Source organism: Cellulomonas sp. ICMP 17802 (assembly GCF_041295535.1).
Taxonomy (GTDB): domain Bacteria; phylum Actinomycetota; class Actinomycetes; order Actinomycetales; family Cellulomonadaceae; genus Cellulomonas.
On record NZ_JBGFQZ010000002.1, the window covers coordinates 189,250 to 203,738 of the forward strand.

At 71.5% G+C, this 14,489-nt stretch carries 16 protein-coding genes; 12 read left to right on the plus strand and 4 right to left on the minus strand.

Annotated features, from left to right (window positions below):
• Position 1: 1 nt before the first annotated feature.
• The 4 genes from AB5970_RS04500 to AB5970_RS04515 all read left to right on the plus strand — a co-directional run bounded on the left by AB5970_RS04500 (position 2) and on the right by AB5970_RS04515 (position 2,643).
• Positions 2–721: a DUF3137 domain-containing protein gene (locus tag AB5970_RS04500; protein ID WP_370502709.1), complete on the plus strand. Its 720-nt coding sequence runs from the start codon at positions 2–4 to the stop codon at positions 719–721.
• A gap of 37 nt (positions 722–758) precedes the next feature.
• Complete coding sequence (locus AB5970_RS04505) at positions 759–1,463, plus strand: hypothetical protein (protein WP_370502710.1); 705 nt, start codon at positions 759–761, stop codon at positions 1,461–1,463.
• Between the two features lie 54 nt (positions 1,464–1,517).
• Complete coding sequence (locus AB5970_RS04510) at positions 1,518–2,087, plus strand: LemA family protein (protein ID WP_370502711.1); 570 nt, start codon at positions 1,518–1,520, stop codon at positions 2,085–2,087.
• Positions 2,088–2,223: 136 nt separating this feature from the next.
• On the plus strand, positions 2,224–2,643 hold the full coding sequence (locus AB5970_RS04515; protein WP_370502712.1) for a hypothetical protein: 420 nt from the start codon (positions 2,224–2,226) through the stop codon (positions 2,641–2,643).
• Here the strand turns inward: AB5970_RS04515 and AB5970_RS04520 are convergent.
• Both AB5970_RS04520 and AB5970_RS04525 read right to left on the minus strand, forming a co-directional pair.
• The gene (locus tag AB5970_RS04520) at positions 2,640–3,380 is read right to left on the minus strand and encodes an HAD-IIA family hydrolase (RefSeq protein ID WP_370502844.1); all 741 of its coding nucleotides are present in this window, start codon (positions 3,378–3,380) and stop codon (positions 2,640–2,642) included. The genes AB5970_RS04515 and AB5970_RS04520 overlap by 4 nt on opposite strands.
• A 41-nt stretch (positions 3,381–3,421) precedes the next feature.
• Positions 3,422–4,174: a DedA family protein gene (locus AB5970_RS04525; RefSeq protein ID WP_370502713.1), complete on the minus strand. Its 753-nt coding sequence runs from the start codon at positions 4,172–4,174 to the stop codon at positions 3,422–3,424.
• 203 nt (positions 4,175–4,377) lie between these two features.
• Here AB5970_RS04525 and AB5970_RS04530 point away from each other — a divergent pair, with 203 nt between their 5' ends.
• From AB5970_RS04530 to fbaA, 6 genes are all read left to right on the plus strand, one after another.
• Positions 4,378–5,712 carry an extracellular solute-binding protein gene (locus AB5970_RS04530; RefSeq protein ID WP_370502714.1) on the plus strand — a complete coding sequence of 445 codons (1,335 nt, stop codon included), beginning with the start codon at positions 4,378–4,380 and terminating at the stop codon, positions 5,710–5,712.
• Positions 5,713–5,728: 16 nt separating this feature from the next.
• The gene (locus AB5970_RS04535; protein ID WP_370502715.1) at positions 5,729–6,670 is read left to right on the plus strand and encodes a carbohydrate ABC transporter permease; all 942 of its coding nucleotides are present in this window, start codon (positions 5,729–5,731) and stop codon (positions 6,668–6,670) included.
• Complete coding sequence (locus tag AB5970_RS04540; RefSeq protein WP_370502716.1) at positions 6,670–7,590, plus strand: carbohydrate ABC transporter permease; 921 nt, start codon at positions 6,670–6,672, stop codon at positions 7,588–7,590. Before AB5970_RS04535 ends, AB5970_RS04540 begins: the two co-directional genes overlap by 1 nt.
• Entirely contained in the window at positions 7,590–9,125 is a 1,536-nt protein-coding gene (locus AB5970_RS04545; RefSeq protein ID WP_370502717.1) for an alpha-N-arabinofuranosidase, read from the plus strand. The genes AB5970_RS04540 and AB5970_RS04545 overlap by 1 nt, the downstream gene beginning before the upstream one ends.
• A gap of 21 nt (positions 9,126–9,146) precedes the next feature.
• A complete protein-coding gene (locus AB5970_RS04550) occupies positions 9,147–9,770 on the plus strand; it encodes a TrmH family RNA methyltransferase (protein ID WP_370502718.1) in 624 nt (207 codons plus the stop codon).
• Between the two features lie 70 nt (positions 9,771–9,840).
• A complete protein-coding gene (gene fbaA, locus AB5970_RS04555) occupies positions 9,841–10,875 on the plus strand; it encodes a class II fructose-bisphosphate aldolase (RefSeq protein WP_370502845.1) in 1,035 nt (344 codons plus the stop codon).
• A gap of 45 nt (positions 10,876–10,920) precedes the next feature.
• On the opposite strand, the gene AB5970_RS04560 is transcribed toward fbaA, so the two are convergent.
• Complete coding sequence (locus AB5970_RS04560) at positions 10,921–11,340, minus strand: STAS domain-containing protein (protein ID WP_370502719.1); 420 nt, start codon at positions 11,338–11,340, stop codon at positions 10,921–10,923.
• Positions 11,341–11,533: 193 nt separating this feature from the next.
• On the opposite strand from AB5970_RS04560, the gene AB5970_RS04565 reads away from it, so the two are divergent.
• On the plus strand, positions 11,534–13,537 hold the full coding sequence (locus tag AB5970_RS04565; protein ID WP_370502720.1) for a SpoIIE family protein phosphatase: 2,004 nt from the start codon (positions 11,534–11,536) through the stop codon (positions 13,535–13,537).
• Here the strand turns inward: AB5970_RS04565 and AB5970_RS04570 are convergent.
• Positions 13,534–13,905 (minus strand): STAS domain-containing protein, encoded by a 372-nt coding sequence (locus tag AB5970_RS04570; RefSeq protein ID WP_370502721.1) that lies wholly within the window; start codon positions 13,903–13,905, stop codon positions 13,534–13,536. The two genes, AB5970_RS04565 and AB5970_RS04570, sit on opposite strands and share 4 nt — an antisense overlap.
• A 122-nt stretch (positions 13,906–14,027) precedes the next feature.
• On the opposite strand from AB5970_RS04570, the gene AB5970_RS04575 reads away from it, so the two are divergent.
• Complete coding sequence (locus AB5970_RS04575) at positions 14,028–14,456, plus strand: DUF3151 domain-containing protein (protein ID WP_370502722.1); 429 nt, start codon at positions 14,028–14,030, stop codon at positions 14,454–14,456.
• The last annotated feature ends 33 nt before the right edge of the window (positions 14,457–14,489 follow it).

Below are 14,489 nucleotides of genomic sequence, written 5' to 3' on the forward strand. Positions count from 1 at the left end.
CATGGCCGACGGGATGTTCGGCGTGCTGCTCGTGCTCGGCCTGGTCGTCGGGGTCGGGCTGCTCGTGGCGGGCGTCTGGGTGCAGCGCAAGCGGCACGAGCGCTTCCGCGCGTGGGCGGTGGCCAACGGCTGGACCTACGCCGAGTCCGACCGCTCGCTGGTCGACCTCTCCCGCGGGCAGCCGTTCGGAGCCGGGAGCGCGCGGCGGGCGACCGAGGTGCTGCGCGGGACGTTCGAGTCCCGGCCGGCGCTGTCGTTCACCTACACGTGGACCACCGGCAGCGGGAAGAACCGCTCCACCCACCACGCGCACGTCGTCGGGCTCGGCCTGCCCGCATACCTGCCGACCGTCGAGGTCACCCCCGAGGGGTTCGGCGCCATGCTGGCCAAGCTGGTGGGTGCCCAGGACATGCAGTTCGAGTCCGAGGACTTCAACCGCGCGTTCCGCGTGGCCGCCACCGACGAGCGGGTCGGGCACGCGATCGTGCACCCGCGCCTCATGGAGCGGCTGCTGCGGCCCGACGCCCGCGCCGCGGCCTGGCGGATCGACGGGACGTGGATCCTGTCGTGGGAGATGGGCACCACCGATCTGGACCGCCTGGCCCCGCGGCTCGGCCTGCTCGCCGCGGTGGTCCGCTCGGTCCCGCGGCACGTCTGGCTGGACCACGGGTTCGACCCGCTCGCCGCGACGGACGCCCCGGAGGGCCGAACGGGCTACTGACCTCGGCCGCCGTGACCGTCGACCGTAGGCTCACCGCGTGCTCGAGACCGTCCACTCCGTGCTCGTGCTCGGCGCCGTCGTCCTCGGGCTCGGCGCGTGGATGCGCCACCAGACCCAGCAGGCGGCCGCGCAGCGTCGACGGATGGCCGACTGGGCGGCGGCCGACGGCTGGACCTGGGTGGCGTCCGACTCGAGGGTGCCGCGGCTCACCGTCCAGCCGCCGTACTCGCTCTCGCTCGACGTCCCCGGCGACGTCCTGCGCGGGACCGTGCGCGACCTGCCCGCGGTCGCCTACACCGACGCCGTGCTGAACGGGCGCAGCCGCACCTCCGTGCAGGTCGTGGCTGTGCGGCTGCCGGTCCCGCTGCCGTTCCTCCAGGTCTCTCCCGTGGTGTGGGGGTCCTGGCTCGGCGAGCGGGGCACGGACGTGGATCTCGAGTCGGCGCGGTTCAACGAGACCTACGAGGTGCGCACCGAGCTCCCGCGGTACGGGCACGCCGTCGTCCACCCCCGGCTCATGGAACGGCTCCTGGCGGAGCCGGCGCCCGGCCTGGGGTGGCGGACCGAGGGGGAGTGGCTCTGGTCCTGGGGTCCCGGCCCGGTCGACCTGGACCTGGTCCGACGACGGCTGGCACTCCTCGAGGACGTCGTCGCGTCGATCCCGAGGCATGTCTGGGACGACGCCGCGGCCTCGCGCGCGGTCGCCCTCGACCCGGACTGGCTGCCCGATGCCCGCTCGTGACCGCCCGCCGACGCTACGATCGCCTGACCCGCCCGACCTCCGAGAGGCCCTGCCGTGAGCACCGGTGTCATCGTCCTGATCGTCCTCGTCGTGATCGTCGTGATCGCGCTCATCTGGGCCGTCGCCACCTACAACGGCTTCGTCCGCCTGCGGAACCTGGTGCAGGAGGCCTGGCGGCAGATCGACGTCGAGCTGCACCGCCGGCACGACTTGATCCCGAACCTCGTCGAGTCGGTCAAGGGTTACGCCGCCCACGAGCGGGGCGTGTTCGACGAGGTGGCCCGCGCCCGTGCCGCGGCCATCGCCCCCGGAGCCGGTCCGGCCGAGCAGGCCGCGCAGGAGAACCAGCTGACCCAGGCGCTCGGCCGGCTGTTCGCGGTGGCGGAGGCGTACCCGGTGCTGCGCGCCAGCGAGAACTTCCAGCAGCTGCAGGCCGAGCTCACCAACACCGAGGACCGCATCGCCGCCGGCCGCCGGTTCTACAACGCCAACGTGCGGCAGCTCAACACCAAGGTCGAGTCGTTCCCGTCCAACGTCATCGCGGGCGCGTTCCATTTCGAGCGCGCCGAGTACTTCGAGGTCGACGAGCCCAGCGTGCGGGCCGCGCCCGAGGTCAGCTTCTGAGCTAGACCCGCTCGACCAGGTCCTCCACGGAGGACAGAGGTGATCGCTCATGGGGACGCACGTCGCCCGTAGGCCCGCCGGCTCGCCGGGCGAGGGGCGCACGGCGACACTGCGTCTGCGTGGACGCACACGGGGGATGCAGCTGACGTTCGGTGTCCTGTTCGGAGCGGTGCTCGTGGGCATGTCCGTCCCGTTCGCGACGGACCCGGACGGCGGCTGGCTCCTGACCCTCGCCGGGGTCGCCGCAGGAGCACTGTTCCTCACGATCGGCATCCGGGGCTCGCGGCGAGGGATCGATGCCGATCAGGACGGTGCGCTCGTCAGGAACATGTTCACGAGCCGGTGGGTGCCGTGGTCGGACCTGGTCGACATCACGTTCGACGCCGTGCAGAACCAGGGCGGGGGGACGTCGTACCACCGACTCCTGCTCGGCACGCGGCACGGGCCGGTCGTGGCGCAGGCGCCAGGTGGGCGAACGACGCCCGGCGGCCGGCTCGACACGGCACGAGCCCGACTTCTGGCGATGCGCGACCAGGCGACCGCCGCGGGCAGCTAGACCCGCTCGATCAGGTCCTGCACGGAGTCCAGGATCTCGGTCGGCCGGAACGGGAAGCTCTCGACGTCCCCGAGGCGGGTCGAGCCGGACAGCACGAGGAACGTGCGCAGCCCGGCCTCGATGCCCGCGACCACGTCGGTGTCCATCCGGTCGCCCACCATGACGGTGGTCTCGGAGTGCGCGTCGATCCGGTTGAGCGCGGACCGGATCATCATCGGGTTGGGCTTGCCGACGAAGTACGGCTGCCGCCCCGTCGCGGCGCTGATCATGGCGGCCACCGCGCCGGTGGCGGGGAGGTCGCCGTCCGCGGACGGGCCGGTGACGTCGGGGTTGGTGGCGATGAACCGCGCGCCGCCCTGGATGAGCCGGATGGCCTGGGTGATCGCCTCGAACGAGTAGGTCCGCGTCTCGCCCAGCACCACGAAGTCGGGCTGCGCGGCGGTCAGGGTGTAGCCGGCCTCGTACAGCGCCGTGGTGAGCCCGGCCTCCCCGATGACGTAGGCCGAGCCGCCGGGCATCTGGTCCGTGAGGAACTGCGCGGTGGCCAGCGCCGAGGTCCAGATGGCGTCCTCGGGGACGTCGATCCCGGAGGCGGCCAGCCGCGCCCGCAGGTCGCGCGTGGTGAAGATCGAGTTGTTGGTGAGGATCAGGAACGGCCGGTCGTTGTCGCGCAGCGCGCGGACGAACTCGGGGGCTCCCGGCAGGGCGGTGCCCTCGTGCACGAGCACGCCGTCCATGTCCGACAGCCACGACCGGATCTCGCGCGGCCCGTGGTGGGTCACGCGCCGAAGGCCTTGCGCTCGACGGCGTCGCGCTCGGCCTGCTCGTCGTACCGCTCGTCGCGCTCGGCCTCGGGGGGCAGCCCGGCCTTGTCCCGACGGCGCTTGCGCCAGACCTCGATGATCACCGGGAGCACCGAGATGAGGACCACGAGGACCAGGAGCACCTCGATGTTCTTGCTGACGAACGCGATGCTCCCGAGCAGGTATCCCAGCATTGTGACGCCGCCGGCCCACAGGAATACGCCGATCGCGTTGAACAGCGCGAAGTGCCGGTAGGGCATCTTGCCGACCCCGGCGGCGACCGAGGCGTACGTGCGCACGAACGGGATGAACTGCGCGACGATCAGGGTCCGGCCGCCGTACCTGTCGAAGTAGGCATAGGTCTGGTCGATGTACTTCTGCTTGAAGAACCGCGAGTCGGGCTTGTTGAACACCCGGGGGCCGAGCTTGCGGCCGATGAGGTAGCCGGTCTGGGTTCCCGCGTAGGCGGTGACGATGAGGATCCCCATCAAGGCCCAGATGCTGATGTTGACCTGGAGCTTGTCCTGGGCGACCAGCGCACCGGCCGTGAACAGCAGCGAGTCCCCCGGCAGGATCGGGAACAGCAGCCCGACCTCGATGAAGATGATCGCCATGATGCCGAGAAGCACCCAGGTGCCGAACGAGTCGATCAGGTGCTGCGGGTCGAGGAAGTCGGGGCCGAGGGCCCCGAGCGACCCAGCGGCCGAGAGAGCGGTCGTCATCAGCATGCCGCCCAGCCTACGGGGCCGTCCGTGGCTAGCCCGCGGCCAGGTTGTGCGGACCCTGTGAGCCCGGTGCCGAACAGGGGCGGGTACAGACGGTCACAGTATCCGATGACTCCGGTGAACCGCCGGTGTTGCAGGTCCGTTCCAACGATGTAATGATGCCCGACGACGACGACGTCAGAGGTGTCTCACGAAGGAGTGAGGGCATGGAGCTGTACCACCCGCCCGGCTCGGGCATCACCCGCCGACAGATGCTGCTCGGCTCGCTGGCCGCCGTCGGAGGCGTCGCCGCGGCGGGCGCCCTGGCGGGCTGCACGCCGGCCAGCGCGGCGTCGAACGGCGTGAACCAGCTGGCCTTCTGGCACCTGCTCAGCGGCGGCGACGGCATCAACATGGCCGGCCTCGTCGACAAGGTCAACGGCCTGCACCACGGGTACGAGGCGACCCAGACCGTGCTCGCGTGGGGCGCCCCGTACTACACCAAGCTCGCCATGGCGAGCGTCGGCGGCCGGGCGCCCGACACCGCGATCATGCACGCGTCGCGCGTGGCCGGGTACGCGCCCGGCGGGCTGCTCGACCCCTGGGACCTCGACCTGCTGGCGGAGAACGGCGTGCACCAGTCCGACTTCCTCGACCGCGTCTGGGCCAAGGGCGGGCTGAACGGCACGCAGTACTCGATCGCCCTCGACTCGCACCCGTTCATCATGATGTACAACACCGACGTCGCCGATCAGGCCGGCGTCCTGGGCGCCGACGGGCAGCTCGCCCCCATCGACAGCCCCGACCAGTTCCTCGAGATCGCGCGGGCCATGCAGGCCGTGACCGGCAAGCACGGGCTGTCCTACGGCTACCTCGGCGACGGCGCCCAGATGTGGCGGCTGTTCTACACGCTCTACAAGCAGCACGGCGCCGACTTCGACCTGTCCGGCGCCAAGGCGAAGGTCGACGAGGACGCCGCCGTGTCGTCGCTCCAGTTCGTCCAGCAGCTGCTCGACGGCACCATCTGCACCCCGAGCGGCGACTACGGGACGGCGGTCTCGGAGTTCATGTCCGGCGAGAGCGGCATGTTCTTCACCGGCGTCTGGGAGCTGCCGACCGCGAAGAACGCCGGCATCCCGTTCGACGCCCAGCCGATCCCCACGCTGTTCGGCACGCCGGCCGCGTACGCCGACTCGCACGCGTTCACGCTGCCGCACCAGTCGAGCCCGAACGAGCAGCAGCGGCGGGCGACGTACCGGTTCGTGGCGGACATCCTCACCAGCTCGCTCGCGTGGGCCGAGGCTGGCCACATCCCGGCGTTCCAGCCCGTCGTGCAGAGCCCCGAGTACCAGGCGCTCCTGCCGCAGGCGCACTACGCACCGGCCGCGGAGATCCTCAACTACGACCCGGAGGCGTGGTTCACAGGCTCCGGCAGCGACTTCCAGAACTACTTCCTGGAGACCGTGCAGGGCGTGTACCTCGACGGCTCCGACCCGGCGAAGGGCTTCGACGCCTTCGTCAAGCGCGTGAACGTGCAGCTGTCCAAGCCGAACCCCGTCTGACCGGAAGGAGTCGACCGTGTCCACCGCAGCCCTCAGCGTCGCCACCGGCACCCGCGCAGGCTCTCAGCAGGCCCGGCCGGGCGAGCGTTCGGCGCACGCCCGCAACAACCGCATCGGCTGGGCGTTCGTCGCGCCCTTCGTCATCGTCTTCGTGATGTTCCTCATCTGGCCCCTGGTGCACGGCTTCTACCTCAGCTTCACCGGGGAGAGCATCACGGGCGCCAACGGCGAGGTGATCGGGTTCGCCAACTACGCCGAGGCGCTGCAGGACCCGATCATGTGGCGGTCCTTGCTCAACACCCTCTGGTTCACGGTGCTGTCCACGATCCCGCTGGTGGTCGTCGCCCTGGTGCTCGCCCTGCTCGTGCACCAGGGGCTGCCCGGCCAGTGGCTGTGGCGGCTCTCGTTCTTCATGCCGTTCCTGCTGGCGTCGACCGTCGCGGCCCAGTTCTGGATCTGGATGTACAACCCCCAGCTCGGGCTCGTGAACTACCTGCTGGGCGCCGTGGGGGTCGATCCGGTGGCGTGGCTGCAGGACCCGACCTGGGCGATGTTCGCGGTCGTCGTCATGACGACCTGGTGGACCGTCGGGTTCAACTTTCTGCTCTACCTGACCGCGCTGCAGAACATCCCCGAGCAGCAGTACGAGGCCTCCGCGCTGGACGGGGCCGGGCGCTGGCGGCAGCTGCGCTCGATCACGGTCCCGCAGCTGGGCCCGACCACCGTGCTCATCGTGATGCTGCAGGTGCTGGCGTCGCTCAAGGTGTTCGACCAGATCTACATCATGACCAACGGCGGCCCGGCGGGCGTCACCCGGCCGGTCGTGCAGTACATCTTCGAGACCGGCTTCACCGGCTACCGGTTCGGGTACGCGTCGGCCATCGCGTACATCTTCTTCGCCCTCATCGTCATCATCTCGATCGGCCAGGTCCGGTTGACGTCCCGCAGGAGCGCCTGATGACCGCCATCGCCACGGAACCAGCCGCAGCCCGGACCGTCCGGCACCCGCGCAACCGCTTCGCCGAGCGGGCCGGCCTGCGCATCGGCGAACGCTTCGCCAGCCCCGGCCGCATCGGCGCGCTCGTCGCCCTGGTCGTGCTCGCCGTCCTCTGGCTGCTGCCGTTCCTCTGGGCGCTGGTCACGTCGTTCAAGTCCGAGACGGACGCGGCCGCGACGCCGGTGTCGTTCTTCCCGAAGGACGGCTTCACCGCTGACGCCTACGCGAACGTGCTGCGCGAGGGGAACATCCCGCTCTGGACGTGGAACAGCCTGATCACGGCGACGGCCATCACGGTCATCACGCTCGTGGTGTCGTCGCTGGCGGCCTACGGGTTCTCCCGGCTCGACTTCACCGGCCGGCGCTGGCTGTTCTGGGGCATGATCGCGTCGATCATCATCCCGCCGCAGGTGCTCATCGTCCCGCTGTTCTACGAGATGCTCACGCTCAACCTGGTCGACACCTACTGGGCGGTGATCCTGCCCCAGGTGGTGGCGCCGGCCATGGTGTTCATCCTCAAGAAGTTCTTCGACCAGGTGCCCGTCGAGCTCGAGGACGCGGCCCGGATCGACGGCGCCGGGCGCCTGCGGGTGTTCTGGTCGATCGTGCTGCCGCTGTCGCGCCCGATCCTCGCGGCGGTCGCGATCTTCGTGTTCATCGCGGCGTGGAACAACTTCCTCTGGCCGTTCATCGCCACCAGCGACTCGTCGCTCATGACGCTGCCCGTGGGCCTGCAGACCGTGAAGAGCGCCTACGGGTTGCAGTACGCGCAGGTCATGGCGTCGGCGGTGCTCGCCGCCATCCCGCTGGTGGTCGTGTTCCTGTTCTTCCAGCGCCAGATCATCCGCGGGTTCGCCACGACCGGCTTCGGAGGACAGTGATGACTCGCGCACGCGTCACGCTCGACCGCGACTTGGTCGTCGGGGAGGTGCCCCGGCGGATCTTCGGCTCGTTCGTCGAGCACATGGGCCGGTGCGTCTACACCGGCATCTACGAGCCCGGCCACGCCACGGCCGACGAGCAGGGGTTCCGCCGCGACGTCCTCGACCTGGTCAAGGAGCTGGGCGCCACCGTGATCCGGTACCCCGGCGGCAACTTCGTCTCGGGGTACGCGTGGGAGGACGGCGTGGGTCCCGACCGGCCACGGCGGCTGGACGGCGCCTGGCACACGGTGGAGACCAACGCGTTCGGGCTGCACGAGTTCGTCGACTGGTCGCGCGTGGCCGGCGTCGAGGTCATGGAGGCCGTCAACTTGGGCACCCGAGGGGTCGAGGAGGCCCGCGCGCTGGTCGAGTACGCCAACCACCCTGGTGGCACGGAGCTGTCCGACCGACGGCGCAAGAACGGCCACGAGGACCCGTTCGACATCCGGCTCTGGTGCCTGGGCAACGAGATGGACGGCCCGTGGCAGATGGGCGCCAAGACCGCCGACGAGTACGGGCGCCTGGCCCAGGAGGCCGGCAAGGCCATGCGGCTGGTGGACCCGGGCATCGAGCTGGTCGCCTGCGGCTCGTCCAGCTCGGCCATGCCCACGTTCGGCGCCTGGGAGCAGACGGTGCTCGGGCACGCCTACGACCAGGTCGACTACGTCTCGCTGCACGCCTACTACCAGGAGCACGACGGCGACCACGCGAGCTTCCTGGCCAGCGCGGTCGACATGGACTACTTCATCGAGTCCGTGGTCTCCACCGCCGACGCCGTGCGCGCCCGCGGCAAGCACAAGAAGTTCGTGAACCTCTCGTTCGACGAGTGGAACGTCTGGTACCAGTCCGGCAAGGACACCGAGGACCAGCCGCACGTGATCGAGAAGGCCGGCGTATGGAAGGAGCACCCGCGGATCATCGAGGACGAGTACTCGGTCACCGACGCCGTGGTCGTCGGCACCCTGCTCAACTCGCTGCTGCGCCACGGCGACCGCGTGAAGATCGCCAACCAGGCGCAGCTGGTCAACGTCATCGCGCCCATCCGCTCGGAGGAGGGCGGCCCGGCGTGGCGGCAGTCGATCTTCTGGCCGTTCGCGCGCACGGCGGCCCTGGCCAAGGGCGTCGTCCTGCGCACCGCGGTCACCTCCGACCGCTACGAGACCGCCCGCTTCGACGACGTGGACCTGGTCGACGTCGCCGCCACCTGGGACGAGGAGCACGGCCGGGTCGCGCTCTTCCTGGCCCACCGGGGTCTCGACGAGGACGCCGAGGTGACGGTCGACCTGCGCGGCTGGGCCGCGAGGCGCGTCACGCGTGCCGAGGTGCTCACCGTGCCCGAGGGCGGCGACCGGCACACGTCGAACTCGGTCGACGCCCAGGACACCGTCGGCCTGGTCCCGCTCGACGGCGTGCGGGCCGACGGCGGCCGCGTGAGCCTGCGGCTGCCGCCGCTGAGCTGGGCCGTCGTGGAGCTGGAGGTCACGCCGGCCTGACCGGCCGTTACGGTGGCGCCCGTGGACGAGGAGCGCGCGGAGGTTGGGGTCGGCCCGTGGGTCGGCGAGTGGCCGTCGGACGACCGCTACGACCCGGAGCTCCTGGCTCACGGCGACCGCCGCAACGTGGTCGACCGCTACCGGTACTGGACGCTCGAGGCGATCGTCGCGGACCTGGACACCCGCCGGCACCCGTTCCACGTGGCCATCGAGAACTGGGCGCACGACCTCAACATCGGGTCGGTGGTGCGCACCGCCAACGCGTTCCTGGCGGCCGAGGTGCACATCGTCGGCAACAGGCGCTGGAACCGCCGCGGCGCCATGGTCACCGACCGCTACCAGCACGTCCGCCACCACCCGTCCGTCGACGACCTGCTGGCCTGGGCTGCCGCCGCAGGCCTTCCGGTGCTCGGCGTGGACAACCTGCCCGGCTCGGTGGCGCTCGAGGGGTACCCGCTGCCCCGCGCGTGCGTCCTGCTGTTCGGGCAGGAGTCGGTCGGGCTGTCCGACGCGGCACGCGACGCGGTGGTCGACGTCCTGCACATCGCGCAGTTCGGCTCGACCCGCTCGATCAACGCGGGAGCGGCCGCCGCGATCGCCATGCACGCCTGGATCGCGCAGCACGCGTCCGGCGTCCAGGGGTAGAACGTCCCGGCCGGGCAACCCTGCAGCCGTGCCAGAATCGAACCGATACCCCTCCCACTACACGCAGGAGATGCTGCAGATGGCCATCGCCACCCCCGAGGTGTACGCCGAGATGATCGACCGGGCGAAGGCGGGCAAGTTCGCCTACCCGGCCGTGAACGTCACCTCGTCCCAGAGCGTCACCGCCGCCCTGCAGGGCTTCGCCGAGGCGGAGTCCGACGGCATCATCCAGGTCTCCGTCGGCGGCGCCGAGTACGCGTCCGGCGCGACCGTCAAGGACCGCGTCGCCGGCTCGCTCGCCCTCGCGGCCTACGCGGCCGAGGTGGCCAAGGGCTACCCGATCACCGTCGCGCTGCACACCGACCACTGCGCCAAGCAGAACCTCGAGTCCTGGGTGCGGCCGCTGCTCGCGCTCGAGATCGAGCAGGTCAAGGCCGGCAAGCTCCCCACGTTCCAGTCGCACATGTGGGACGGCTCGTCCGTGCCGCTCGACGAGAACCTGATCATCGCCGAGGAGCTCCTCGAGCTCTCCGTCGCGGCCCGCACCATCCTCGAGATCGAGGTCGGCGTGGTCGGTGGCGAGGAGGACGGCCACACGGCCGAGATCAACGACAAGCTGTACACGACCGTCGAGGACGGCCTGGCCACGGTCAAGGCGCTCGGCGCGGGCGAGAAGGGCCGCTACCTGACGGCCCTCACGTTCGGCAACGTGCACGGCGTGTACAAGCCGGGTGCGGTCAAGCTGCGCCCGTCGATCCTCGCGGACATCCAGAAGGCCGTCGGCGACGCGATCGGCAAGGAGAACCCGTTCGACCTCGTGTTCCACGGCGGCTCCGGCTCGACCGAGGCCGAGATCTCCGAGGCCGTCGACAACGGCGTCATCAAGATGAACATCGACACGGACACGCAGTACGCGTTCAGCCGTCCGGTGGCGGACCACTTCTTCCGCAACTACGACGGCGTGCTCAAGGTCGACGGCGAGGTGGGCAACAAGAAGGCCTACGACCCGCGCGCCTGGGGCAAGCTCGCCGAGGCCGGCATGGCCCAGCGCCTGGTCGAGGCCGCGCAGCAGCTGCGCTCGGCGGGGCACACGCTCGGCGCCTGACCTCCGCACCGAAGAAGGGCCCCGTCCACCTGGACGGGGCCTTTCTCAGCTCTGGTTGTCGCCCACCGGCTGGAACTGCGACTCGTCACCCTCGACGACGTCGAGCAGCTCCCCGATCCGGGTGACCTCGAGCAGGAACCGCACGGTGGGCGGCACCCGCAGGAGGCGGACGCGGTGCTGGGAGCGGATGGACAGGCGGGCGAGGAAGGCGACGCCCGACGAGTCCATGAACGTCACGTGGTGCGCGTCGACCTCGATGGGCAGGCCCACCTGCTCGGCCTCCGCGGTGGCTTCCTGCAGCTCCGGACCGAGGTCGGCGTCGACCTCTCCCGAGAGCACGATGCGGGTGGCGTCCGTCCCGACGATGACGTGGACGGCGCCGGGCTCGCCGACGACCCCCGTGCCCTGGTCGTCGTTCGAGACGTCGGCAGGCCCGCCGGGGGTCGTGCTGTTACCGTCGCGCACGGCGTTCCTTTCGCTGACAACCGTCCGGGGCCGGCGCCGGCTTCTCGACGACCCGCCTGTTCGGCACGCTAGACGATCGGAGGTGGTAGCGGTCAACTCCCACGCTGCCCCCTTCCCCCGTCCTGACCTCGCCGACGTCCGTGACCGCGCCCTGGGAGCTGCGTCCGTCCCGATCGCCTTGCTGGATGCGACCGTGCACGGGCTGCCCGTCGTGTGGGTCAACGACGCCTTCGAGAGAGTGACAGGGTACGGCCTGCACGAGGCGCAGCGGCGCCACGGCGACGTGCTCCGGGACAACGCGTTCCTGCAGCCCGAGATCGAGCGGCTGCGCGAGGCCGTGCACGCCGGTCAGCAGGTGGTCCAGACGCTCACGCTGCGCCGGGCCGACGGCTCCCCGTTCGCGTGCCGGGCGACCCTGTCGCCGGTGCCGGCCGACGACGACGACGGCACGCTCACGCACTGGGTGGTCGCGCTGCAGGACCTCACCGAGCAGCTCTCGCACGACGCGGAGCAGGCGGCGCTGGTCGAGGCCGAGCGGCGCGAGCGGCGCAGCCTCGGGCTCATCGCGCAGGTGTCGGACCTGCTGATGGACGTGGACGACCCGCACGCCCTGCGGGAGATCGCGGCGATGCTGCGCCGGTCGGTGGTGGGGTGGGCGGCCTTCTACCTCAACGACGGCGGCCTGCGCGTGGCCGACGGGATCGACGTGCCGCACGCCCCGACCGGCAAGGGGTCGCGGCACGGCGACGGACCCGCGGTCCACGACTCGGGCCCGGACGCCGTCCAGGAGCTGCTCGACGGAGAGGTCGACCGGCCGGTCGAGCTCGACCTGGACGGGTCGTACGGACCCGGCAGCGCGTCGGCGTGGCTGGCGCACCAGGTCGGCCAGGACCTCGCCGGGACCGACGACCGGCGCGTCGTGGTGTTCCCGCTGACGGGCCGTCGACGCGTGCTCGGCGTCCTCGCGGCGCACGCCCACGAGGGGGACGACGCGAGCGGCCTGGAGGACTCCGTGCGGACCGTGCTCGAGCTGACCGCCCGGCGCGTCGGCATGGTCATCGACAACGCGCGGCTCTACGACCGGGAGCACCGCCTGGCCGAGACCCTGCAGCGCGCGATGCTGCCCGAGCAGGCCGAGGTGGACGGGCTCGACGTCTGGACCTACTACGCGCCGAACTCGGAGAACGCGCAGGTGGGCGGCGACTGGTACGACGTGCTGCAGGTCGGGCCCGACGTGGTCGGCGTGGTCATCGGCGACGTGGTCGGGCACGACGTCGAGGCCGCCGCCTCGATGGGTCAGCTGCGCTCGGTGGTGCGCTCGTACATCTACGACCTGACCACGCCCGGGCCGGTGCTCGAGCGGGTCGACCAGCTGGTGGCGGGCATGCGCGTGCCGCGGCCGGCGGGGCTGGTGCTCTCGACCCTGACGCGCACGGACGGCAGCTGGCGGCTGCAGTACTCCCGCGCCGGGCACCTGCCGGCGATGCTGGTGCGCGACGGGCGGGTGACCCAGCTGAGCGAGGCGGGCGGCGCGCTCATCGGGTTCGGGGGGGTGCCTCGCGCCACGGCCGCGGTCGACCTCGAGCCCGGCGACGTCGTCCTCTACTACACCGACGGGCTCATCGAGCGCCGGGACCGCGGCCTGCCCGACGGGCTCGCCGCTCTGTCCGCCGTCGCCGCGGCAGTCACGGCGCGCGACGCCGCGGGCGTCGGCGAGGAGCTGCTCTCCCGGCTCGCGGACCACCCGGAGGACGACGTCGCCGTCGTCGTGGTGCGCGTGCCGTCGCCGCTGGACGCCTCCGAGCGGGCCCGCAGCCCGCGCCGCCGTCGCTGGTCGCTGCCCAGCGAGCCGGCGTCCATCGCCCGCGCGCGGCACGCGGTGGTGCGGACCTGCCAGGCCTGGGGCATCGAGGACGCGGCCAACGCCGAGCTGGTGGTCTCCGAGCTGGTGGCCAACGCCGTGCTGCACGGCTTCGGGCACGTGTCGCTGCAGCTCTACGACACGGGCGACGGCCTGCGCATCGAGGTCGAGGACGCCAACCCCACGCCGCCGGTCAGCACGGACGGCCACCCCGGACGCGTGGGCGGGTTCGGCATGCAGATCGTCGAGCGGCTGGCCGACTGGGGCTGGCGGCAGTCGCGCGGCGGCAAGCTCGTGTGGGCGAAGGTCCGCCCGGGCTCGCTGCCGGGCTCCTAGGCGGGAGCGGGTGCCCCGTCGGGGCGCCGGAAGCCGGACTCGCTGACCCCGTCCTCGCAGTGGTGCTCCGCGTCGACGCGGAACAGCTCGAGGGCGCCGCAGATCTCGATGACGAACAGGTCGCGCGGGTCCGCGCCGCGCAGGACGGTGGCACCGCCGCGCTTGCGGCCGGCGTCGGCGAGCGAGATGAGGAACGCTGCGCCGGTGGAGTCCATGAACGTGACCTGGCACATGTCGATGACCAGCAGCTGGCGGCGCAGCCCGACCACGCGCGCGGCGATCTCCGGGAACTGGTCGCGTTCGGCCAGGTCCAGGTCGCCGGCGATGGCCAGCGTCGTGGTCGTCGAGGACGTCGAGATCTCGATCATGTCCGCCCTGTCGTGGAGGGGCAGTGCTGCCGAACAACGGTCCAGGTCGGCGGCACGACTGTAGTCGCGCGTCCGGGGGCCCGCACGCGGGGACACGGCCGGACCTGGAGGACACTGGCCGCATGAGCCACGAGAACCTGCTGGATGGTCCCGCCCCCACCCTGCTCCCCGCGGACGGCCCCGACGCCGACGCCCGCGCCGCCCTGACCAGCGGCTCCACCCCGCGCGAGGCGATCCCCGCCGCGCCGGCGTCGTCCCTGCTGTGGGCGCTGCTGGCGGAGGGGGCGCTCGCCGACGAGGGCGACCCGGTCGCCGCCTACGCGTACGCCCGCACGGGGTACCACCGCGGGCTCGACGCGCTGCGCCGCGCGGGCTGGCACGGTCGCGGCCCGATCCCGGCGACGCACGCCCCGAACGAGGGCTTCCTGCGCGCCTTGCTCGCGCTCGCGGAGGCCGCCGAGGCCATCGGCGAGACCGAGGAGTCCGCGCGGTGCGAGCAGTTCCTGGTGGACAGCGGGACGTCGGTCGACGAGGTGGCCGACCTGCGCTGACATGACCCTTTCTTGACGATCCGGTACCCTCTC